The organism is Pseudomonas corni (assembly GCF_057128765.1).
Window position 1 is genome coordinate 71,848 of sequence record NZ_JBSKHW010000004.1, and the last position, 23,197, is coordinate 95,044.

The window sequence follows — 23,197 nt, forward strand, 5'->3', positions numbered from 1 at the left end:
TCACGGGTCGACGCTGCAGCTTATTTTTTGCCTGTCGGGTCCATCGAAAACCCGTGGTGGTTACAGGTCGAGCGCTGACATTCCCAGGTGCGACTGAAGGCATCCACCCCCATGCTATTGAAAGGTAAGGTAATTGATCTCCACCGCTAACATCACCATGCAATTTGGCGCCAAACCCCTGTTCGAGAACGTCTCGGTCAAGTTCGGCGGCGGCAACCGTTATGGCCTGATCGGTGCCAACGGCTGCGGCAAGTCCACTTTTATGAAGATCCTCGGCGGCGACCTGGAGCCTTCGGGTGGGCAGGTGATGCTGGAGCCGAACGTGCGTCTGGGTAAATTGCGCCAGGACCAGTTCGCTTACGAAGAATTCACCGTGCTCGACACCGTGATCATGGGTCACGAAGAGCTGTGGAAGGTCAAGGCCGAGCGCGATCGCATCTATTCGCTGCCAGAAATGACCGAAGCCGATGGCATGGCGGTTGCGGAGCTTGAAACCGAATTCGCCGAGATGGACGGCTACACCGCCGAATCCCGCGCCGGCGAGCTGTTGCTGGGTCTGGGTATCGGCATCGAGCAGCACAACGGCCCGATGAGCGAAGTGTCGCCAGGCTGGAAGCTGCGCGTATTGCTGGCCCAGGCGCTGTTCTCCGATCCTGAAGTGTTGCTGCTCGACGAGCCAACCAACCACCTGGACATCAACACCATTCGCTGGCTGGAAAACATTCTGACCCAGCGTTCGAGCCTGATGATCATCATCTCTCACGACCGTCACTTCCTGAACAGCGTATGCACGCACATGGCTGACCTGGATTACGGCGAACTGCGTCTGTTCCCGGGCAACTACGACGAGTACATGACCGTGGCGACCCAGTCCCGCGAGCAACTGCTGTCGGACAACGCCAAGAAGAAAGCGCAGATTTCCGAGCTGCAATCTTTCGTCAGCCGCTTCTCGGCCAACGCCTCCAAAGCCAAGCAGGCCACGTCCCGAGCCAAGGCGATCGACAAGATCCAGCTGGCCGAGGTCAAGCCGTCCAGCCGTGTCAGCCCGTTCATTCGTTTCGAGCAGACCAAAAAGCTGCACCGTCAGGCGGTCATTGTCGATCGCATGGCCAAAGGCTTCGACGGCAAGACCCTATTCAAAGACTTCAGCTTTCAGGTCGAAGCCGGTGAACGTGTGGCAATTATCGGCCCGAACGGTATCGGTAAAACCACCCTGCTGCGTACTCTGGTCAACGAACTGTCGCCAGACGCCGGTACGGTCAAGTGGACCGACGCCGCTGAGCTGGGCTACTACGCTCAGGATCATGCCTCGGATTTCGAAGACGAATCCAACCTGTTCGACTGGATGGGTCGCTGGACTCAAGGCGGCGAGCAAGTGGTTCGCGGCACATTGGGTCGCATGCTGTTCTCCAACGACGATATCCTAAAGTCGGTCAAAGTGATTTCCGGTGGTGAGCAAGGTCGCATGCTGTTCGGCAAGCTGATCCTGCAAAAGCCAAACGTGCTGATCATGGACGAACCGACCAACCACTTGGACATGGAATCCATCGAAGCGCTGAACCTGGCGCTGGAAAACTACCCTGGCACGCTGATTTTCGTCAGCCATGACCGTGAATTCGTGTCGTCCCTGGCGACCCGCATCATCGAACTGAGCCCGAGCGGTGTGATCGACTTCAGCGGCACGTACGACGATTACCTGCGCAGCCAAGGCGTGGTGTTCTGATTCATCGCTAGACCCAGGAGCCCTGCCTATCCAGCGGGGCTTTTTTATGGGCGAAGGCTTCGTTCCTCAGAAAAATCGAGTAACCGCCCATAGCTATTTCAAGAACCATGATCAACCCGTGGGAGCGGAACTGTCCGCGAATGCGGTGGTTCTGACGATAGCAATGTAGCGGATCCACGGACCCCTTCGCGGACAGGTCCGCTCCCACGGGGTTTGCGTCAGGCCAGAAAATCATCAGCGCCTCAGATCCTGGGTGGGACTATCGTTAGGCTGCTTTCTTTTATCGTGCTCACGCGCCATGATGACGCCACTCCCACCGCCTGCCAGCGAAGAGCCCAATGTCTGCCGCCCTGCCCCCGCAAACACCCGCTTCAAATGCCACCTCCACGGCGATTACCCTGCAAATCGTCTCCATCGTGTTCTACACGTTTATCGCGTTCCTGTGCATTGGCCTGCCGATTGCCGTGATCCCGGGTTACGTGCATGACCAGCTTGGCTTTAGTGCTGTTATTGCGGGCATCACCATCGGCTCGCAGTACCTGGCGACACTGCTCAGCCGCCCGGTGGCGGGACGGATCTGCGACAACATCGGCACCAAACGCGCGATCATCTATGGTTTGGCAGGGATTGCCCTGAGCGGCGTCATGACTGTCATCGCCATACTGCTTGAAGACATGGCCCAGGCAAGTCTGACGGTGCTGATCATTTCCCGGCTGTTTCTCGGCGCATCCCAAGGTCTGATTGGCGTTGGCACCATCAGCTGGTGCATCGGCCAGGTGGGCGCTGAGCACACCGCGCGGTCGATTTCGTGGAACGGCATTGCCTCCTACGGCGCCATTGCGATCGGCGCTCCACTGGGGGTGGTGATGGTCGGCAGCCTGGGTTACATCACGTTGGGTTTCGCGTTGACGATCATGGCCTGCGGCGCCCTGTTGCTGATCCGCAACAAACCTTCAGTGCCGGTGATCCGCGGCGAGCGCATGCCGTTCTGGTCGGTGTTTGGCCGTGTCGCGCCGTTTGGCATCAGCCTGACTCTGTCGTCGATCGGTTATGGCACCCTCACCACATTCATCACCATGTTCTACATCAGCCGTGGCTGGGAAGGCGCAGCGTGGTGCCTGACGGTCTTCGGCATCTGCTTCATTCTGGCGCGGTTGCTGTTCATCAACGCGATCAACCGATTTGGCGGGTATCGCTCGGCGATCACCTGCATGGCGGTGGAGACGGTTGGCCTGGTGCTGCTGTGGGTTGCGCCTAGCACCGAGTTCGCCTTGTTGGGCGCCGCGTTTGCCGGTTTCGGCTTGTCGCTGGTGTACCCGGCCATCGGCGTCGAAGCGATCAAGCAGGTGCCCAACAGCAGTCGTGGCGCGGGGTTGAGCGCGTATGCGGTGTTCTTCGACCTGGCACTGGCGATCGCCGGACCGTTGATGGGCGCAATTGCTCTGGGCATGGGCTATGGATGGATATTCTTCTTTGCGGCGCTGTTGTCCGTTGCAGCCCTGGGGTTAACGGTGCTGTTGTCCCGACGGGCGAGCATCGACACGCGGGTGTAGAACCGCAGGCTCGCTTAATCACTGCCCCCGAAAGGCTGAACCCCCGAGGAGGCAGTCGGTCCCAGTTACACCCCTTTTGGTAAACAGGAGCGTCTGTGTGACACCCGACCCCGCTGGCCTGAGCGCTGCCCCTCCTGACATCACCCATGCGCCCGATGTGCATCGTCTGCGGGTGTTGACCGTCAACACCCACAAGGGCTTCACCGCACTCAACCGCCGCTTCATCCTCCCCGAATTGCGCGAAGCAGTGCGTAGCACCAGTGCTGATCTGGTCTTTCTGCAGGAAGTCCTGGGCGGTCACGACCGTCACGCAACGCGGTACCAGGACTGGCCCACCATGTCGCAATACGAGTTCCTCGCCGACAGCATGTGGAGTGACTTCGCCTATGGCCGCAACGCGGTGTATCCCGACGGCCATCACGGCAATGCGCTGCTGTCCAAGTACCCGATCATTCGTCATCGCAATCTCGATGTGTCGATCACAGGTCCCGAACGTCGAGGCCTACTGCATTGCGTGTTGCAGGTGCCAGGGCACGATGAAGTACACGCCATCTGCGTGCATTTGAGTTTGCTGGAAAGCCATCGCCAACTGCAGCTGGACCTGCTGTGCCAGCTGCTCGAATCGCTGCCAGAAGATGCACCGGTCATCATCGCTGGTGATTTCAATGACTGGCAATTGCAAGGCAACAAGCGTCTGGGCCGATGCGAGTATCTGCACGAAGTGTTTGAGCGCAATCATGGGCATCTGGCGAAGACGTATCCCGCGCGCTTTCCGATGCTACGACTGGACCGCATTTACCTGCGCAATGCCACCAGCCATTCGCCACGTATCCTGGGCACGCGCCCGTGGACGCATCTTTCCGATCACCTGCCGCTGGCGGTCGAAGTACACATGTAGGCGATCCATGAATGCGCGGCCTGGACCACCGGTCGCTCATCACGTTGACGTGCTGCGTGTTGCATCCTTCACTGAACAATGATCGTACTGAACTGACTCAATACCGCCAGACGGCCATCGGGCAAGTTTTGGATGTACTTCGCTCCCTCTGACCACAGGCTCAGGGAGAGCGGACATGGATATCGTCACTCGACGTCCCGGCAGGTGCGGCGCCTGTTGGATAATGGCATGCCTGTGCATTACAGCCCCTTCGATGTCCCGTAGCGCCTGCAACCTGGTCTCGACCCAAGGTGGCGATACCCAAATCTGCGACAGCGGCAGCAGCGGCCCGCTGACCAACCCCGGCGGCAACAACGTACTGATCTTTCCGGCGGGCGGCACCGGCTCCATCGTCGGCAGCGTCACGTTTGGGCCCGGCCGGGACCGCATCGACATGAATTCCGGCAGCATCGTCGGCGACTTCAATCAAGGCGCCGGGACTGATCAGTTCCGCATCACCCTGGGGACGATCACGGGCGACGTCAACCAGAGCTTTGACCCGGACGACTTCTTCATGAGCGGCGGCACAATGCGCTCGCTGACTCAGGGCGATGGTTTCGATACGTTTCTGATGACGGGCGGCACCATCACTAACGCCTTTGAAGACGGCGACTCGGCACGCTTGACGGGAGGCACCATCGGCCGGGTGGACATGAAGCTCGATGACAACCTGTTCGAAATGTCCGGCGGCACCATCGTCAATAACCTGGTGGCAGGCTTTGGCAAGGACACCATCATCGTGTCCGGCGGATTGATCGGCGGGGCAATCAGTGTCAGCGGTGGTAACGACAACATTACCTTCAGCGGCGGCGAGGTGCGCGGTGGCGTGCGGGCGAGTTTCGGCGATGATGTATTCGTCTGGCGCGACGGCGGGTTCATGCGTGGCGGCGTACTTATGGCTGACGGCAATGATCGCGCATCGCTAACCAACCTGACCGAAGCCACGCTGGCGTCCAATCCCCTGCTCGACGGCGGGGCCGGGATCGACGCCTTGACCTTTGATGCCGTCAGTACGGCGGTCCCCGGACGGTACGCCAACTGGGAAACGGTCAATCTCAGCAACGGCTCGCAACTGGATCTGGCGGGTAACTTCGTACTCGGCGACAGCGTGACCGGCACCGGCGTATTTAACGTGGATGCCAGCAGCGTCGTGCGCTCCGCTTCCGGCTCTTTCAGCCCTTTCACCGGAAGCCAGTTGGCGACGCTTAACAACGCTGGCACGCTGGACATGACCACCGGCAGTACCAGCGCTACCGACACCTTGACGGTACGCGGCAACTACGTGGGCAACAATGGACGGCTGTTGCTGCAATCAGTGCTGGCCGGTGATGAGTCACCCAGCGACAAGCTGGTGGTATCGGGCGGGACGTTGAGCGGCTCGACGCAAATTGCCGTCACTAATCTCGGCGGTCCTGGCGCCTTTACGGCCCAGAACGGCATTCAGGTGGTTCAGGCAAGCGACGGGGCCAGCAGCGAAAACAGCGCTTTTTCGCTCAACGGCTCGCTGTCCGCTGGCGCTTACCAGTACTACCTGTTCAAAGGCGGCACGCAGGCCGGTACTGAAAACAACTGGTACTTGCGCTCAGCGGTGCTTTCACTGCCGCTGCCTCCCGCTGCGCCGCCCGTGACACCTCCGGTCGAGCCTCCAGTTGCACCGCCCGTTACGCCACCCGTCGAGCCACCTGTTGCGCCACCCGTCACACCACCCGTCACGCCACCCGTCGAGCCGCCAGTTGCGCCGCCCGTTACACCACCGGTCGAGCCACCTGTTGCGCCACCCGTCACGCCACCGGTCGAGCCACCTGTTGCGCCGCCCGTTACACCACCGGTCACGCCGCCGGTTACGCCCCAGCAGCCGGTTACACCTCCTGCGATTATGCCGGCGGCTGTGGCGCCGGTCGCTGCCATTGGCACTCCCGCCCTGCCCGCCCCGATACAAGGTGCAGCGCCTGTGCCGCTGTATCGCGAGGAAGTCCCCAATTACTCAGTGGTGCCGCCTGCCGTGGCGGTGCTGCTGAGCACAACGCTGGGCACCTTTCACGATCGCCAGGGCGACCAGAGCCTGCTCGATGAGTACGGTGCAGTGCCTGCAGGATGGGGACGAATGCTGAGCAATGATCTCAAGCAAAGCTGGTCCGGAACGGTCGACCCGAAACTGGACGCCTCGATCAAGGGCTACCAGATCGGCCACGACCTGTACGCTGCCCAGACATCCGGTGGCGGCAATCAGCGCCTGGGTTTTTTTGTCGCTCACAGCCGAATGGACGGCCGCGTCGAGGGCTTCGCCAATGGTTTCGAGGGGAGCAACACCGGCAAGGTCAAACTGGAGGGCGACTCGGTAGGCGCTTACTGGACCTGGATCGATCCCTCGGCTGGATACGTCGATGCTGTGGTCATGGGCACCCGACTCGATGGGCACAGCCGCTCCAATCGGGGCGTGCGCATCGACACCAAAGGCCAGGCGCTAAGCTTGTCGCTGGAAGCCGGTTATCCCATCGCGCTGTCGCCTCAGTGGGTAATCGAGCCGCAAGCGCAGTTCATTCACCAACGTATTGACCTGGACGGGCAAAACGACGGGATTGCCGATGTGTCCTTCGATTCAGACGCTTACAACACCGGCAGACTCGGGGCTCGACTCAAAGGCAACTACGTCCTGAAAGGCGTGCCCGTCGAGCCCTACGTGCGGACCAACCTGTGGCGCACGTTCGGCGGCAACGATACGGTTACTTTCGACCATGCCACGCGCATTAAGAGCAATCATCGCTCGACTTCCGCAGACCTGGGCGCAGGCTTTATCGCAAAGGTCGGCAACGGCGTCAGCGTCTACGCCAGTGCCGATTACAACACCGACCTGGATGACCATGATTTGAATGGCGTGATTGCCAATTTTGGGGTGCGGGTGAGCTGGTAAGAAAACGCCGGGGGTGATTATGCAGAGGCCAGTCTTCAGCAGCGCGGCCCATAAAAAAAGGCCAGGCGCCTGTACCGCGCGCCTGGCCCTTTCAATTACGCATCCGAATCAGAAAATATTGATCGGATAATCAGCAATCAGACGAAATTCGTTGATGTCGCCTTCGGCTTGATCAGCGTTGCCACGGTGCCACGCCTGGCGCATGCGCAAGGACAAGTCCTTGAGCGAACCGGTCTGGACCACGTATTTGGCTTCGACGTTGGTTTCATGGTGTTTACCATCTTCGCCGTAGCCATATCCGCCGTAAGTGCTATTAGATGGCAAGTGGCTGCCATCGATATCATCACCGGTGATATAGCGCGCCATGAAGCTCAGTCCGGGCACACCATAACTTGCCATGTTCAAATCGTAGCGGGCTTGCCAGGATTTTTCGCCAGGGCCGTTGAAGTCGGAATATTGAACCGAGTTGGCCAGAAAGATCGAGTCGCCGGTATCGCCAGGGCCGTTAGTCCCAAAGGCCACATAATCGAAAGGGGTATCGCCATGAACTTTCTGATACGCCAGTGTCACGGTATGTGCGGTCAAGAATGAATAGGCGGCTGCCAGCGACCATGTCGTGTTGCTGATATCGCCCGCTTTGGCTGAACCCGCATCGTTAGTGCGATAGATATTGAAATCGAAGTTTACCGACTGTTGGTCAGTGATTGGCTGCGTGTAATTGACGTTGGCGTAGTACTGATCCCACACATCTTTGAGGTTGGAACCGTACAGGCTCAGGGACAAGTTATCGGACACGGCGTATTTACCGCCAGCGTAATCGATGCTCGACGCAGTAACGTTAGCGTACGAGGCAAAAATATCGTGGTCGCTGTTAGTTGTGACCGGGCCGTTGCCGCCAGTGAAGTGACCGCCATCCAGTTCCAGGCCGGCGATTTCGCTGCTCAGCAGATTAAAGCCAGTGGCCGTTTGCGGGAACAGCCGGGAGCCGCCTGCGGCAAATACCGGCGCCGTTGGCTGTAAGTTGCCATAGCGTAATTCTGTTTTGGAGATGCGCATTTTGATCGCGCCGCCCGCGGTGCCGTACTCGTCTTCCGGGTCGCCGTGGCGATCGACTGGCAGGTTACCCGTGCCTGCGGTGCCGCCACCGCCATCGAGTTTCAGGCCCCAGTAACCGTAGGCGTCAACGCCAAAGCCGACAGTGCCTTGGGTGAAACCCGAACTGAAGTTACCCAGCACGCCCTGGGTCCAGTCCTTGCGATCGCCGCCGCCGTTTTTGCCATCGCGGTTGAAGTAATAGTTTTTCAGGTGGACGGTGAGGCTGCTGTCCTCGACAAAACCCTTGGTTTCGGATTGATCACTGACAACCCCTGCTGTCGCCAGTTGACTCACGCCCAGCGAAACCGCGAGCGTTACGAGGTTCCATTTCACAAACGTCATTGTTATCCCCTGTTTCAATAAAGGCCCAACATTCTGAGCACCTGAAACACGGGGGCTTCCCCTGATTCAGGCGATGTAAAGAACGTTGGAGTAAGCGCTATGGCAGATGGGCTAAATACATTTATACCGTCATTGAAACTCACGGTGAAATCACAGGCTTGAGGCCCGTTTCGTTATTGTCCGGCATGCGCCGCAAGCGCTTCGGATTGCAGGGTGTGCTCCCCATGCCGAAAAACTTTTAGCACTTTCACCGCTAACCGATGATCAATGAGTCGTGATAGTCACTATCAATTATTGTAATAGTGGTACGGGCGCCCTCAGTGCTACCGTTGTCGGCGATGAAAGAACACGTATCCATTGCCTGAAGACTCCGCAGCTTCAGGCACAGACACTTGCTCCACTTCATCATTCCTTTGGTAAGACTTTTTAGCCACCTCACTTTTGTGCGGTGGCTTTTTTTATGAATTAAGTTTCATGTTCGTTTTTCAGATGGATTAATTCCCGCGATATCTTTCTATCGCTATTAACGACGAGAAAAGACCGGGACGCTCACAAATCAAACCGATCCACCACCCGGCGCCGTTCGTTGTCGTCGCGCATGTCGTAGGCCACCGTCGTGGAAATGTTGGTGTGATGCGCCAGCTTTTGGGCGATAGCCAAGTCGTGTTCTTCGATGACCCGAGTGATGAACGAGCGGCGAAAGTCATGGGGCATGATCTCGACGCCGACCTGACGACCGCGCTGCTTGGCGATGAAGTAAATCGCGTGTTTGGTGATGCGCTCGCGGGTGATGTGGCTGCCACGACGGATTCGGTTGAACAGAAACACATCGTCCTGCACGCCCTCCGGCAGGCTGGCGCGGCGCAATGTCAGCCAGTCATTCAGTGCGTCGAACGCCCAAGCCGGTGCGTATTTGATCAGTTGGCGATTGCCCTTGCCGGTGACACGCAGGCTGCGTTCGGCAAAATCCAGCTGCGCCAGATCCAGGTTCACCGATTCGGATTTGCGCATGCCCGAGCCGTACAGAATCGCAATCAGCGCAGCATCACGCTTGCCCTGCGGCCTGGGATCGGCAGCGCAGACCTCCATCAGTTCTTTGATCAAGGTGCGTCGGATGTTTCTGCCCCGGCTAAGCCGAGTGCCGCCAATGGCCTTGATCGAGCGAATCTTCAACAACTGCTCATGGCTGATCAGCTCTTGTCGCCACGCTTCGTTCATGACCCCGCGAATCGCGTTGACGTACAGCGAGGAGGTGTTGGGCGCGTAATTGTCTTCGCGCAGCGTCGACACCAATGCCGTGACGTGGCCTGGCTGTAACTGATGCCACGGAATGTCGTGCAGATCGACGTCGACGAAACCCAAGCGGTCGGCGGCGTCCTGCAGCACGTATTTGATGGTCAGGCGACTGGAGGGCGCTAAGCGCGCCAGATACAGCGTCAAAGGGGCTGCTACGTCGGGCATGACCCGCGCAGCGCTGTCCGGCAAGGCTGGTTCCATAGCCGGAAACTGCGGTGTATCGCGAAGGGGATCGGCAGGATTATCTGACACGTTGGTTGGACGCTCCGGTTACGACGAAGGCTCTGCAATGGCCTTTTCACTACACTGAAAGTAGCGACTCTACAGCACAGCACCCACGATTAATCAACCCGGTTTCAGGACCCGGTAAGCCAACGACCTGACCGAATGACCGGGATTTATTGTCTGGAATCGACAGGCACTTTCTGGTCTAGTAGCCCGCAGATCGTTCATAACTGTTGTTGCGAATGCAATGCCGTTCAACCCGCTGCACAGCTCACTGCTGCAAAGATAATAAGGTGCCCCGATGTCTGCCCAACCCTTCAAGATCGCCCTGACCTCTCTGGCCGTTCTGGCCTGCCTGACCACCGCTACTTTCGCCCTCGCCCACGCCCACCTGGAAAGCCAGTCGCCAGCTGCTGACAGCCAAGTGACGTCCCCCAAAGAGTTGCGCCTGAACTTCTCCGAAGGCGTCGAGGAAAAATTCACCAAAGTCAGCATTCGCCTCGACGGCCCAGGCGACAGCACTGAAATCGTCCCCGCGCAGAGCATCGCCACCGACCCTGCCGACAAGAAAATCCTCATCGTCACTCCTGCCGTGGCCCTGACGCCTGGCAATTACAAGGTCGAGTGGCACGCAGTGTCAGTTGATACCCACAAAAGCGAAGGTGTTTACCACTTCCAGGTGACACCATAACGCCATGCACGAAGCATTGATCCTGTGCCGATTCGTGCATTTCGGCGCAGTGTTACTGCTGTTCGGGATGCGTGTTTTCGAGCTGCTGTTCAACATTCAGCGTGTTAGCACCAAGAACAGTCCCCTGGCGCAGCGGCTTGATCGCATCAATCTGGCGCTCGCCATCGTGGCGTTAGCGAGCGCAGTGGCGTGGCTGATGTTGACGGCCGGGAGCATGGCCGGAGATTGGCGCGAAGCGCTCGACCCCGACACCCTGGCTCTCGTGCTGAGCAGCACGTTCTTTGGCCGTGTATGGATCGCCCATCTGGCGCTGGCCGTGCTGGTAGTGCTAAGCGCTGTCTGGACGCGACGGGCTCCCGTAGCCCTGCAAAATCTGTCCCTCGCGTTGATGCTATTCACCTTGGCGCCGGTCGGGCATGGTGCGATGTTCGACGGGCTTGCGGGGCAATTGTTGATCCTTAACCAGATCATCCATCTGAGCGGGGTCGGCATCTGGCTTGGCGGCCTACTGATGCTGGCGTTGCTCCTGACCATACCCCACTCGTTGGACCTGCGGCAGATTCTTCTACGCTTCAGCGGCATCGGCTATGGGCTAGTGGCAACGATTGTCGCGACCGGCCTGGTCAACGTTCGCGCGCTGAGTGGCGCCATCTGGCCGGAACCTGCGTTTGCAGGCTTCGGTCTGGTACTGGCAATAAAAGCCGCTATGGTGCTGGCAATGCTGGTGCTGGCGGCTGCCAATCGGACACTGGCCCGTGCGCACTCACTCAATGCCCCGGCGCTGCGAGTCAGCGTGCTGCTGGAGTGCGCATTCGGCGCTTTGGCGTTGGCAGCGGTTTCGCTGCTGGGCACGCTGCCACCGATGCTGATGGAATAAGTTACAAAGGCGCGGAATTGAATCGCAAGACTCGGAGTTTTTGTTCGCTGCTGCACCCATAATCTGAGCCGCATCAGTCTTCAGAGGTCATGCAGCCATGCCACGCGCCAGATCCGTCACCCATTCCGAGCTCGTTGAGAACGATCCGCGCTGGCAAGCCATCGTCGCGCGGGACGCCTCGCTACAGGGCCAGTTTGTCTATGGCGTGCGAACCACCGGAATTTATTGCCCGCCCGGCAGCACCGCTCGCCTGCCCCGGCCGCAAAACGTTGAGTTTTTCGACACGCCTGCCCAGGCAGAGGCCGCCGGTTATCGCCCCAGCCAACGGGCGACGGCGGTACAAGCGCGACTGGGCGGACAACACGCTGCACTGGTGGCCCGCGCGTGCCAGCACATTTCCCAGGCGGAGCATGTACCGAGCCTGCATGAATTGGCCGAGCAGGCAGGTTTGAGTCCATGGCATTTCCACCGGGTATTCAAAAGCGTGACCGGCCTGACGCCTAAAGGCTATGCCACAGCCCACCGCGGACAGAAGATGCGTCAGAAACTGGCAGATAACGGCTCGATTACCGACGCCCTGTATGACGCCGGTTTCAACTCCAACAGCCGGTTCTATGAAACGTCTGACCAGCTGCTGGGGATGACGCCCACGGATTACCGCAAGGGCGGGAGCCGAAACGAAATCCGCTTTGCGGTTGGTGAGTGTTCCCTCGGCTCGATTCTGGTGGCGCAAAGCAACCGTGGTGTGTGCGCGATCCTGCTGGGCGACGATCCGCAGCAACTGGTGCGTGATCTTCAGGACAAATTCCACAGCGCCACACTGGTGGGTTGTGACCCGGCGTTCGAGCAACTGGTGGCGACGGTAGTGGGTTTTATCGAAGCTCCAGGTGTCGGCCTTGAGTTGCCGCTGGATGTGCAAGGCACCGCCTTTCAGCAGCGAGTCTGGCAGGCCTTGGCGCAGATCCCGTCGGGCAGTACCGCCAGCTATGCGCAGATCGCCGAGCGTATCGGCGCGCCGAAATCGTTTCGTGCGGTGGCTCAAGCCTGCGGCGCAAACTGGCTCGCAGTGGCCATCCCGTGCCATCGGGTGGTGCGCAGCGACGGCGCGCTGTCCGGTTATCGCTGGGGCGTGGAGCGTAAACACGTGCTGCTTGAACGCGAGGCTCTAGCTCAAGAGTCCCCCGATGCCTTCGACTGATGAGGCATTGAACCAATCCGTAACAACTCTGAGCGTCGGGAAATCTTCGTTCAACTAGGCTTTTTTGACCCCAACAACGGGTCAAAAACGGAGATGTAGCCTGATGGACGAGATGGATACAAAGAGCGCGAGTACGTTTGATGCCCCGACCTTCTGGCTGATCGCCGATCAACTCAATGCGCGTACCGAAGCGCAGCGCCTGCATTACATTCAAGCGGGCTTCCCCCCTGGCTGGGTCAAAGCCACGCGCGAGGCGTTCAAGCTGTCACCCAGGCGTCTGGAGCAGTTGCTGAACGTGTCGACGTCTACCCTCGAACGCCGGCAGCGCGACTTGCAGCCCCTGGACGTCGTGGCTTCTGAACGCCTGGACCGTCTGGCGAACATCGCCATTCAGGCCACCTCTGTGCTTGGGGACCGCGCCGCCGCCAGCCGCTGGATCGTCAGCCGTCATGCAGCACTGGACGAGCAAACGCCGATCCGGCTGTGCGAAACCGAGATCGGCGTGCGGCAGGTTCGGCGTTTATTGCGCGCAATGGCCGAGGCTAGCGCGCGGTGTTAACCACCACCCTGCCGCGAACCGTGCCGTCCAACAATTGCCCGGCCACTTCGATCGCCTCGCTCAGGCCAATCTCACGACTGATCAACGCCAGTAAACCCGGATTGAGGTCCACGCCCAGTCGTTGCCAGGCATCAATGCGGTCCTGATAAGGCCGCATCACGCTGTCCACCCCCGCCAAGGTCACGCCACGCAGGATGAAAGGCGCGACCGAGCCAGGAAACTCCATGCCCTGCGCCAGCCCGCACGCCGCGACAGTACCCCGATAACGCGTGGTGGCGCAGACGTTGGCCAACGTGTGACTGCCGACAGAATCGATCGCGGCAGCCCAGCGCTCTTTGCCCAATGGCCGACCCGGTTCGGACAAAGTGGCGCGATCGATGATTTCAGCAGCGCCGAGTTGTTTCAGGTAGTCGCTTTCGCTGAGGCGCCCGGTAGAGGCCACCACGCGATAGCCAAGCTTTGCCAGCAAGGCAATAGCGAAACTGCCGACGCCACCATTGGCACCGGTTACCAGCACTTCGCCGTTGTCCGGGGTCAGGCCGTTTTTCTCCAGCGCCATGACCGCCAGCATCGCCGTATAGCCTGCCGTGCCGATCGCCATGGCTTGCGCGGCAGTGAAGGCAGCAGGCAGCGGGATCAGCCATTTGCCGTCGAGCCGCGCCTTTTGCGCAAGCCCGCCCCAGTGCCCCTCGCCGACGCCCCAGCCGTTGAGCAGCACCGCGTCGCCCGGGTTGAAGTCCGGGTGACTGCTGCTTTCGACAGTGCCCGCCAGATCGACGCCGGGCACCATCGGAAACTTGCGCACCACCGGACCTTTGCCAGTGATCGCCAGTGCGTCCTTGTAGTTGAGTGTGCTGTACGCGACGTTGATCGTGACGTCGCCAGGTGGCAGGTCAGCTTCGTCAAGCGAGCGCAGACGTGCGTGATAACCACTGTCGTCTCTGTCGATCAAAATGCCGTTGAACATGGTTGCCTCCGATATAGACCGGTCGTCTAGAAATAGAGTGAGCAGTGCCTGGCGCGATCTGTCAGCGAGGGAGACCGCGAATAAATCCTGTAATGAACGTGTTGAGGGGCGCGTCACTTTGAACCAGGCGCGCGCGCAATACCGCGCCTTCCCAGCCGATCCAGAAGTACGCCGCAAGCTCTTCGCAATCGGCACTGGCTGGTAGCTCACTGACAGCCTTCGCCTGCTCAAAACATCTCGCGAGGCGGCTTTGCCAGGACAGGAAAATCAGCTCTAGCTGCTCACGAAAACCCTCGGGGAGCATGCTGATTTCCTGCCCCAGATTGCCCACCAGACATCCGCGCTTGAACTCATGCCGCGCCATGCTGGCCTTTGAATGCTGAACAAAACCGGCTAACCGCTCCAGCGGCGACAGCGTTTCATCGAGCAGCCACCGATCCAGTCGTCGGGCAAAATAGTGGGAGTAGCTGTCTAATATGACTCGCCCGAAGGCTTCTTTGCTGGCGAAATAATGATAGAAAGAACCTTTTGGCACGCCGACGCGCTTAAGGATGGCGTCGATGCCGGTTGCGGTGAAACTCTGCTCGGTGAGCACTTCGACACCGCAGCGCACAAGGGCTTCGCGGGTGTCGGAATGTTCGCGATCCACCTTGGGTGGACGGCCTGGTCTGCGCGGGATAGGAATGATTTCAGTCATGGAGCTGGATATTAGACTGATCGTCTATAAAATCCAGTTCGACTAAAGAGAAAGGCCGCCCCGCCCTAATTTGTCGCCGACATTCTTTTGGAGAACTGCCCATGATCGCTTGGCCCGACACGCGTCTGCTCAAACTCTTCGATATTGAACTGCCCCTTCTTCAAGCGCCGATGGCCGGTGCCAGTGGTTCAGCCATGGCGATTGCTGTTGGCAACTCCGGTGGTTTGCCATCGCTGCCCTGCGCCATGTTGAGCCCCGAGCAGATACGCGACGAAGTCCGCCTGATCCGCCAACACACCCGCGCGCCGCTGAACCTGAATTTCTTCTGTCACGTTAGCCCTGCCGCCAACCCGGACGCCGATGCCACCTGGAAGAACCTGCTGCAGCCTTATTATCAAGAGTTGGGCGCGGACTTCGATGCACCAACGCCGGTTTCGAACCGCAGCCCGTTCGACGCTGCCGCTTGTGAATTGGTTGAAGAGTTGCAGCCTGAAGTGGTGAGTTTTCACTTTGGCCTGCCGGAGGCATCGCTGGTGGCGAGAGTAAAAGCCACTGGCGCGAAGATCATCTCTTCGGCGACCACAGTGGAAGAAGCGGTCTGGCTGGAGGCCAATGGCTGCGACGCCGTTATCGCCATGGGCTATGAAGCAGGCGGCCATCGCGGGATGTTCCTCAGCGATCAACTGCACACTCAAGTGGGGACGATGGCGCTGGTGCCGCAGATTGCCGATGCGATCAACGTGCCGGTTATTGCAGCAGGCGGCATCGCAGACGGACGCGGCATTGCGGCAGCGTTCATTCTTGGGGCGTCAGCGGTGCAGATCGGCACGGCCTATATGTTCTGTCCAGAGGCGAAAGTTGCTGCCGTGCATCACAAAGCGTTGCGTGCCGCGACCGACAGCCAGACTGCCCTGACCAACATTTTCACCGGCCGCCCGGCGCGAGGCATTGTCAATCGGATCATGCGCGAGCTGGGCCCGGTCAGCCCACTGGCGCCGCCATTCCCCACCGCAGGCGGCGCACTGATGCCGCTGCGCGCCAAGGCCGAACCCCAGGGCGACGATGGTTTTCAGAATTTGTGGGCCGGGCAAGCCGTGGGCATCAAGCACGAACTGTCCGCCGAAGACCTGACCCGCAAGCTGGCGATTGACGCACTGGAGAAGCTAGGCGGTTAATGAGTTGCTTCAAGTTGTCGCGGCATTTATCGCTTTTGATTCTGGCCGAAGGCCGTAGGAGTCCAGCTTGCTGACGATCTGCCGGGCACCGGCAGCAAAGCGCCCGTATGCGGTGCATCCATCGCGGGCAAGCCTCGCTCCTACGCCTTCGGCAGAAGCATAAGCAAAAGCAGGCGCAGGAGTAGAAGCTGAAGCAGAAATCCGGCGCGCTTGAAATCTGTGCTTCCTTGAGTCGACGAGGCGCTATATATTTCCGTTCATAGCGATTGGCCTGCACGGCCGCCTTCTCTTATTACCTCAAACAACAATTCGGAGCTGCTTGATGCGCGCCAACGCCCTTCGCGTCACCTTCAAATCCCTTGCCCTTGCTATGGTCGTCACCTCGGCTGGCAGTGCCTTCGCCGATGAAGTGCAAGTGGCGGTCGCTGCCAACTTCACGGCTCCGATCCAGGCCATCGCCAAGGATTTCGAAGCGGACACCGGCCACAAACTGGTGGCCTCCTTCGGCGCTACCGGGCAGTTTTATACCCAAATCAAAAACGGCGCGCCGTTTGAGGTGTTCCTCGCTGCCGATGACACCACTCCGGCCAAGCTTGAGCAGGAAAACGAGATCGTCAACGGCTCGCGCTTTACCTACGCGGTCGGCACCCTGGCGCTGTGGTCGGCAAAAGAAGGTTACGTCGATGACAAGGGCGAAGTGCTGAAGAAGAACGAGTACCAACACCTGTCCATCGCCAACCCGAAAGCCGCCCCTTATGGCCTGGCTGCCACCCAAGTGCTGGCAAAACTCGGCCTGACCGACGCCACCAAACCTAAAATTGTTGAAGGCCAAAGTATTGCCCAGGCCTATCAGTTCGTCTCCACCGGCAACGCCGAGTTGGGTTTTGTCGCCCTGTCCCAGGTGTACAAGGACGGCAAACTGAACAGCGGCTCGGCGTGGATAGTGCCAGCCAGCCTGCATGAGCCGATCAAGCAAGACGCCGTGATCCTCAACAAAGGCAAAGACAGTGCCGCCGCCAAGGCCCTGATGGAGTACCTCAAAGGCCCGAAAGCTGCTGCGGTGATCAAGTCCTTCGGGTATCAGCTGTAAATGCACCTGGGCAGTGCTGACATCGCGGCCATCTGGTTGACGCTGAAACTGGCGTCGTTGACCACGGTGATTTTGCTCATCGTCGGCACGCCCATCGCGTTGTGGTTGGCTCGCACGAATTCCTGGCTCAAAGGCCCGATTGGCGCGGTGGTGGCGTTACCGTTGGTGCTACCGCCGACAGTGATCGGCTTTTATCTATTGCTGTTGCTAGGCCCTAATGGCGCGCTGGGCCAACTGACCCAAAGCCTGGGGCTCGGCACACTGACCTTCAGTTTCACGGGGCTGGTCATCGGCTCGGTGCTGTATTCGATGCCCTTCGTGGTGCAGCCGCTGCAAAACGCCTTTGCGGCCATCGGCACCCGGCCGCTGGAAGTCGCGGCCACCTTGCGCGCCAACCCGTGGGACACGTTCTTCTCCGTGGTTTTACCGCTAGCCAAACCTGGCTTCATCACCGGGGCCATCCTCGGCTTTGCCCACACCGTGGGCGAGTTCGGAGTAGTACTGATGATTGGCGGCAACATTCCGGACAAAACGCGGGTGGTCTCCACACAGATCTTCAATCACGTCGAATCCATGGAGTACCTGCAAGCGCACTGGCTGTCAGGCTTCATGCTGGTGTTCTCTTTCCTGGTTCTGTTGGCGCTTTACTCCAGCGGCAAGACCAAAGCCGGTTGGAGCTGACTCATGACTTTACCCATCGAGATCCGCCTGAAGGTGGACTTTAAAGACTTTGCGCTGGACGTCGACCTGGCCCTGCCCGGCCGTGGCGTCAGTGCGTTATACGGCCACTCCGGCTCAGGCAAGACCACTTGCCTGCGCTGCATCGCCGGATTGGAAAAGGCCGCTGACGGTCTGATCTGCATCAACGGTGAAACCTGGCAAGACAGCGCTAAGGGCGTGTTCTTGCCGCCACATAAGCGCTCGCTCGGATATGTGTTCCAGGAAGCGAGCCTGTTCCCGCACCTCACCGTGAAGGGCAATCTTGAGTTCGGCTTGCGGCGCATCCCGGCTCAGGAACGGCGGGTGCAACTGGACCACGCCAGCGAATTGCTGGGGATCGATCATCTGCTGGCGCGTCAGCCTGGCAACCTTTCCGGCGGCGAGCGTCAGCGGGTCGGCATCGCCCGCGCGCTGCTGACCAGCCCGAAAATACTGCTGCTGGATGAACCGCTGGCAGCACTGGATAGCAAGCGCAAAGGTGAAATCCTGCCGTATCTGGAGCGCCTGCACGATGAGCTGGAAATCCCGATGCTCTACGTCAGTCACTCCCAGGACGAAGTGGCGCGGCTGGCTGATCACTTGGTGCTGCTCAGCGAAGGCAGGGTGCTTGCCAGCGGCCCTATTGGCGAAACCCTGGCGCGCCTCGATCTGCCGCTTGCCATGGGCGACGATGCAGGTGTGGTGATCGAGGGCACCGTCATTGCTTATGACAACGCCTACCAACTGCTCACTGTGCGCTTGCCAGGCAGCGAGCTGACGATTCGCGTTGCCCACTCGCCGCTGCAACCGGGCAAACCGCTGCGCTTTAAAATCCAGGCGCGGGACGTCAGCCTCAATCTCCAGCCCGATGAACACAGCAGCATTCTCAACCGCCTGCCGGTAACCATCGTCAGCGAAGTGCCCGCCGACAACGCGGCCCACGTGCTGGTGCGCATGGATGCTGGCGGCACGCCGTTGCTCGCGCGCATTACACGGTTCTCCAGGGATCAACTGAAACTGCATCCTGGTCAACGGCTGTGGGCGCAGATCAAATCCGTGGCGCTGCTTGCCTGATCGATCGGTCCTGTCATGGGGCCGACGTTAAATTCTCGGCACGACTGGAAACGACGGCGGTCAATCAGAAGACCAGCCCTCAGGACAATCCGTCATGCCCGATTCCGACGTCATCGCTCAGCTCCCCAAGGATTTGCACTACGTCGATGACAGCCAGCCCGGTTTCAGTCGCAAAGTCCTGCGGGGCAAATTCGTCTATTTCGACAAAGCCGGTGAGCGCATCCGCGACGAAGCGGTGATCAAGCGCATCAACTTGTTAGTCATACCGCCTGCCTACACCGACGTGTGGATTTGCGCCGACCCGCGCGGCCATCTCCAGGCTACCGGCCGTGACGCCAAGGGTCGCAAGCAGTACCGCTACCACCCGCGCTGGCGCGAGATCCGGGACGAGAACAAATACTCACGGATGATCGCTTTTGGTATCGCGCTGCCCAAGGTGCGCAAGCAACTGGAAGCGCAGCTTGCGGTGCCAGGCATGGGCCGCGACAAAGTCATGGCCACGGTCGTGTCGCTGCTCGACGCCACGCTGATCCGCATCGGCAACACCCAGTACGCCCGGGACAACCGCTCGTATGGCCTGACTACGTTGCGTAACAAACACGTGGACGTCAAGGGCAGCGAGATCCTGTTTGAGTTTCGTGGCAAGAGCGGCGTCGAGCATCAGATCAGCGTGAAGGACAGGCGCCTCGCCACAATCATCAAGCGCTGCATGGAGTTGCCCGGCCAAAACCTGTTTCAGTATCTGGACGATGACGGCCAGCGCCACACGGTGTCGTCTTCGGACATCAACAACTATCTGCACGAACTCACCGGTGCCGACTTTACCGCCAAGGACTATCGAACCTGGGCGGGCAGCGCGTTGGCACTGGCAACCCTGAGCAAGCTGGACTGGCAACCCGCAGCGGACGCCAAAAAGCATATTGTCAGCATGATAAAGGCTGTTTCACAGCAGTTGGGTAATACGCCTGCCGTGTGCCGCAAGTGCTATATCCATCCGGCGGTTCTGGAAGGGTTTCTGGTGGGGGACCTGCACAAGCTGCCCCCGTCACGGCAGCGCAAGGGCCTGCGCCAGGAAGAGGTCGCACTGGCGAACTTCCTCAAGGGGCTGCAAGCGCAGCTGGAACAACAGGCGAGCTGAACACTCAACCACCGAGCGTTGCAGGTTCGGCCTTTTACATATCCAACACAGGAATCTCCACATGGCCCATGACAAGCACGACCTGCACGGCGAGAATCTCAATGATCCGCACGCAAGACCCGCCGACATCGCCGACCACGAAGACCGCGTCGATGAAACCCGCCAGGAGCAAACCCAGACTGGTGGCGAACATGACGATCAAGGCCACACCGCGAAAATCCCCAGCGCCGAGTAAACCGCCCCGCTACCTCGACGCCCGATAAGGCTGGAAAATGACTTCAAAATCTCCGTCCCCTGCTCATGCCGCTCTTCCCCCTCCTGCTTCACCCACGCCTGGCCACAGCGGGTTTGTCAGGGTGCGCGGCGCACGCGAGCACAATCTCAAGGACGTGGATGTAGACATCCCCCGGGATGCGCTGGTGGTGTTCACCGGGGTGTCCGGATCAGGCAAGTCGTCACTGGCGTTTTCGACGGTGTACGCCGAAGCCCAGCGTCGTTATTTCGAGTCCGTCGCGCCTTATGCCAGACGGCTGATTGATCAGGTGGGCGTGCCGGATGTTGATTCAATCGATGGCCTGCCGCCCGCCGTCGCCTTGCAACAGCAGCGCGGCACGCCGAGCACGCGATCGTCAGTGGGCAGCGTCACCACCTTGTCCAGCCTGATTCGCATGCTGTATTCCCGCGCTGGCAGTTATCCTCCGGGCCAACCGATGCTGTACGCCGAGGATTTCTCGCCCAATCTGCCCCAAGGCGCTTGCTCCGAATGCCACGGTCTGGGCCGCGTCTATGAAGTGACCGAACAACTGATGGTGCCCGATGACTCGCTGACCATTCGCCAGCGTGCGATCGCATCCTGGCCGCCTGCCTGGCAGGGTCAGAACCAGCGGGACATTCTGGTGACGCTGGGCTACGACGTCGACATCCCGTGGCGCGACCTGCCTAAAAAGCAGCGCGACTGGATTATGTTCACCGAGGAATCGCCCACTGCGCCGGTGTACGCGGGGCTCACGCCTGAAGAAACCAAAATCGCCATCAAACGCAAGGTCGAGCCCAGCTATCAGGGCACCTTCATCGGCGCCCGTCGCTATGTGCTGCACACCTTCACCCATTCGCAAAGCGCGCTGATGAAAAAGCGCGTATCGCAATTCATGCGCGGCAGCCCGTGCCCGCTGTGCGATGGCAAAAGATTGAAGCGCGAAGCACTATCGGTGAAGTTTGCCGGGCTGGATATCGGCGAACTGCAACAGATGCCGTTGTTGAGCCTGGCTGAAGTACTGCGTCCGGTGGCTGCGGGTACTTTTATGGACGAAGGTGATGGCGGGACCTTGGACCGCGCTCAGATGGACAAGGCGCGCAAGAAGCGCATCAAGGCTGGTGGCTCGGCTCACGACGCTGCGCCCGATGTACGCGGGACGCCTAATCTATCGATTGAAAAACGCCTTGCCGCGCAACGCATTGCTCAGGATTTGCTCGCTCGGGTCAGCACGCTGACTGAGCTGGGTTTGGGCTATCTGGCCTTGGAGCGCAGTACGCCTACGTTATCGTCCGGCGAACTGCAGCGTTTGCGTCTGGCTACGCAGTTGGGCTCGCAACTGTTCGGTGTGATCTACGTGCTCGACGAGCCATCTGCGGGGTTGCATCCGGCGGACAGCGAGGCGTTGTTCCAGGCCTTGCAACAGCTCAAGGCGGCGGGAAATTCGTTGTTCGTTGTTGAACACGATCTGGAAACCATGCGCCGTGCCGACTGGCTGATCGACGTCGGCCCTGCCGCTGGCGAGCATGGCGGGCGCGTCCTCTACAGCGGGCCACCTGCGGGCCTAGCCGATGTTGAGGAATCACAAACCCGCGCGCATTTGTTCGCCAAGCCAGTGGCGCGCATTGAGCCACGACGCAGCGCATCCGGCTGGCTGACGCTTGAAGGCATCACGCGCAACAACCTGAACAAACTGAAGGCCGAATTTCCCTTGGGCTGCTTCACCTCAGTGACCGGGGTTTCCGGCTCGGGCAAGTCGAGCCTGGTCAGCCAGGCGCTGCTCGAACTGGTCGGTACCGCGCTGGGACGGCCTGGCGCAGCGGTCGCAGAGCAGGATGAGCCCAGCCTGGAGGATGACGCGCCGCAGGTTACTGACGGGCGCATCACTGGCGGGCTCGACACTATTACGCGTCTGGTGCAGGTGGACCAGAAGCCGATCGGACGCACGCCCCGCTCCAACCTTGCGACTTATACCGGGCTGTTCGACAACGTGCGCAAGCTGTTCGCCGCCACGCCTGAAGCAAAATCCCGTCACTACGACGCAGGGCAGTTTTCCTTCAACGTCGCCAAAGGGCGTTGCCCGGTGTGCGAGGGAGAAGGCTTCGTCAGCGTCGAATTGCTGTTCATGCCGAGCGTCTATGCGCCCTGCCCGACCTGCCACGGCGCACGCTATAACCCCGAAACGCTGGCGATTATGTGGGAGGGCCTAAGCATTGCCGATGTGTTGCGCCTGACCGTTGATCAAGCGGTTGACGTATTTGCAGCCCAACCCGGCGTACTGCGCTCGCTATCGGTGCTGCGCGACATCGGCCTGGGCTATCTGCGCCTGGGCCAGCCTGCGACCGAATTGTCGGGCGGCGAAGCGCAACGCATCAAGCTTGCCACCGAGCTGCAACGCAACCAGCGAGGAGCGACACTTTACGTCCTCGACGAACCCACTACCGGGCTGCACCCGTGCGATGTAGATCGGCTACTCAAACAACTGAACGCATTGGTCGATGGCGGGCATACGGTGATTGTGGTCGAGCATGAGATGCGCGTCGTTGCGCAAAGCGATTGGGTGATCGACATTGGCCCTGGCGCTGGCGACAAGGGCGGACGGATCGTCGCCAGCGGTACGCCGGAGAAGGTAATCAAGGCCAAAGCCAGCCGCACAGCGCCGTTCTTGAAAAAGGCGCTGCAGGGTGAGTGAAATTC

19 protein-coding genes are annotated in these 23,197 nt (G+C 59.8%); 15 read left to right on the plus strand and 4 right to left on the minus strand.

The features are described 5' to 3' along the window. Positions 1 to 133 precede the first annotated feature (133 nt). From ACWKV9_RS09135 to ACWKV9_RS09150, 4 genes are all read left to right on the plus strand, one after another. The gene (locus tag ACWKV9_RS09135; RefSeq protein ID WP_483835784.1) at positions 134 to 1,723 is read left to right on the plus strand and encodes an ABC-F family ATPase; all 1,590 of its coding nucleotides are present in this window, start codon (positions 134 to 136) and stop codon (positions 1,721 to 1,723) included. 338 nt (positions 1,724 to 2,061) lie between these two features. Further along, on the plus strand, positions 2,062 to 3,276 hold the full coding sequence (locus ACWKV9_RS09140; protein ID WP_483835785.1) for an MFS transporter: 1,215 nt from the start codon (positions 2,062 to 2,064) through the stop codon (positions 3,274 to 3,276). Between the two features lie 97 nt (positions 3,277 to 3,373). Beyond that, the gene (locus tag ACWKV9_RS09145; protein WP_483835786.1) at positions 3,374 to 4,174 is read left to right on the plus strand and encodes an endonuclease/exonuclease/phosphatase family protein; all 801 of its coding nucleotides are present in this window, start codon (positions 3,374 to 3,376) and stop codon (positions 4,172 to 4,174) included. A gap of 223 nt (positions 4,175 to 4,397) precedes the next feature. After that, positions 4,398 to 7,124 carry an autotransporter family protein gene (locus ACWKV9_RS09150; RefSeq protein WP_483835978.1) on the plus strand — a complete coding sequence of 909 codons (2,727 nt, stop codon included), beginning with the start codon at positions 4,398 to 4,400 and terminating at the stop codon, positions 7,122 to 7,124. Positions 7,125 to 7,232: 108 nt separating this feature from the next. On the opposite strand, the gene ACWKV9_RS09155 is transcribed toward ACWKV9_RS09150, so the two are convergent. Continuing rightward, positions 7,233 to 8,561, minus strand: a complete 1,329-nt coding sequence (locus tag ACWKV9_RS09155; RefSeq protein WP_483835787.1) for an OprD family porin — start codon at positions 8,559 to 8,561, stop codon at positions 7,233 to 7,235. Between the two features lie 549 nt (positions 8,562 to 9,110). Next, positions 9,111 to 10,058, minus strand: a complete 948-nt coding sequence (locus tag ACWKV9_RS09160; RefSeq protein ID WP_483835979.1) for a site-specific integrase — start codon at positions 10,056 to 10,058, stop codon at positions 9,111 to 9,113. 325 nt (positions 10,059 to 10,383) lie between these two features. On the opposite strand from ACWKV9_RS09160, the gene copC reads away from it, so the two are divergent. From copC to ACWKV9_RS09180, 4 genes are all read left to right on the plus strand, one after another. Then, positions 10,384 to 10,773, plus strand: coding sequence for a copper homeostasis periplasmic binding protein CopC (gene copC, locus ACWKV9_RS09165; protein WP_483835788.1), 390 nt, complete (start codon positions 10,384 to 10,386; stop codon positions 10,771 to 10,773). 4 nt (positions 10,774 to 10,777) lie between these two features. Continuing rightward, a complete protein-coding gene (copD, locus tag ACWKV9_RS09170) occupies positions 10,778 to 11,650 on the plus strand; it encodes a copper homeostasis membrane protein CopD (protein WP_483835789.1) in 873 nt (290 codons plus the stop codon). 97 nt (positions 11,651 to 11,747) lie between these two features. Further along, positions 11,748 to 12,848, plus strand: coding sequence for a bifunctional DNA-binding transcriptional regulator/O6-methylguanine-DNA methyltransferase Ada (gene ada / locus ACWKV9_RS09175; RefSeq protein WP_483835790.1), 1,101 nt, complete (start codon positions 11,748 to 11,750; stop codon positions 12,846 to 12,848). A 103-nt stretch (positions 12,849 to 12,951) separates the two neighbouring features. After that, positions 12,952 to 13,407: an antitoxin Xre/MbcA/ParS toxin-binding domain-containing protein gene (locus ACWKV9_RS09180; protein WP_483835791.1), complete on the plus strand. Its 456-nt coding sequence runs from the start codon at positions 12,952 to 12,954 to the stop codon at positions 13,405 to 13,407. Here ACWKV9_RS09180 and acuI read toward each other — a convergent pair. After that, the gene (acuI, locus tag ACWKV9_RS09185; protein WP_483835792.1) at positions 13,391 to 14,374 is read right to left on the minus strand and encodes an acrylyl-CoA reductase (NADPH); all 984 of its coding nucleotides are present in this window, start codon (positions 14,372 to 14,374) and stop codon (positions 13,391 to 13,393) included. The two genes, ACWKV9_RS09180 and acuI, sit on opposite strands and share 17 nt — an antisense overlap. A gap of 61 nt (positions 14,375 to 14,435) precedes the next feature. After that, positions 14,436 to 15,071, minus strand: coding sequence for an acrylate utilization transcriptional regulator AcuR (acuR, locus tag ACWKV9_RS09190; RefSeq protein WP_483835793.1), 636 nt, complete (start codon positions 15,069 to 15,071; stop codon positions 14,436 to 14,438). A gap of 101 nt (positions 15,072 to 15,172) precedes the next feature. On the opposite strand from acuR, the gene ACWKV9_RS09195 reads away from it, so the two are divergent. The 7 genes from ACWKV9_RS09195 (at position 15,173) to ACWKV9_RS09225 (ending at position 23,192) form a co-directional block, all read left to right on the plus strand. After that, positions 15,173 to 16,246 (plus strand): NAD(P)H-dependent flavin oxidoreductase, encoded by a 1,074-nt coding sequence (locus tag ACWKV9_RS09195; protein ID WP_483835794.1) that lies wholly within the window; start codon positions 15,173 to 15,175, stop codon positions 16,244 to 16,246. 370 nt (positions 16,247 to 16,616) lie between these two features. Continuing rightward, positions 16,617 to 17,336: a molybdate ABC transporter substrate-binding protein gene (gene modA, locus ACWKV9_RS09200; protein ID WP_483835980.1), complete on the plus strand. Its 720-nt coding sequence runs from the start codon at positions 16,617 to 16,619 to the stop codon at positions 17,334 to 17,336. After that, complete coding sequence (gene modB / locus ACWKV9_RS09205; protein ID WP_483835795.1) at positions 17,337 to 18,017, plus strand: molybdate ABC transporter permease subunit; 681 nt, start codon at positions 17,337 to 17,339, stop codon at positions 18,015 to 18,017. Between the two features lie 3 nt (positions 18,018 to 18,020). Beyond that, complete coding sequence (modC, locus tag ACWKV9_RS09210; RefSeq protein WP_483835796.1) at positions 18,021 to 19,109, plus strand: molybdenum ABC transporter ATP-binding protein; 1,089 nt, start codon at positions 18,021 to 18,023, stop codon at positions 19,107 to 19,109. Positions 19,110 to 19,203: 94 nt separating this feature from the next. Then, on the plus strand, positions 19,204 to 20,247 hold the full coding sequence (locus ACWKV9_RS09215; RefSeq protein ID WP_483835797.1) for a DNA topoisomerase IB: 1,044 nt from the start codon (positions 19,204 to 19,206) through the stop codon (positions 20,245 to 20,247). 61 nt (positions 20,248 to 20,308) lie between these two features. Continuing rightward, on the plus strand, positions 20,309 to 20,482 hold the full coding sequence (locus ACWKV9_RS09220; protein ID WP_483835798.1) for a hypothetical protein: 174 nt from the start codon (positions 20,309 to 20,311) through the stop codon (positions 20,480 to 20,482). 37 nt (positions 20,483 to 20,519) lie between these two features. Then, positions 20,520 to 23,192, plus strand: a complete 2,673-nt coding sequence (locus tag ACWKV9_RS09225; protein ID WP_483835799.1) for an excinuclease ABC subunit UvrA — start codon at positions 20,520 to 20,522, stop codon at positions 23,190 to 23,192. Positions 23,193 to 23,197 lie beyond the last annotated feature (5 nt).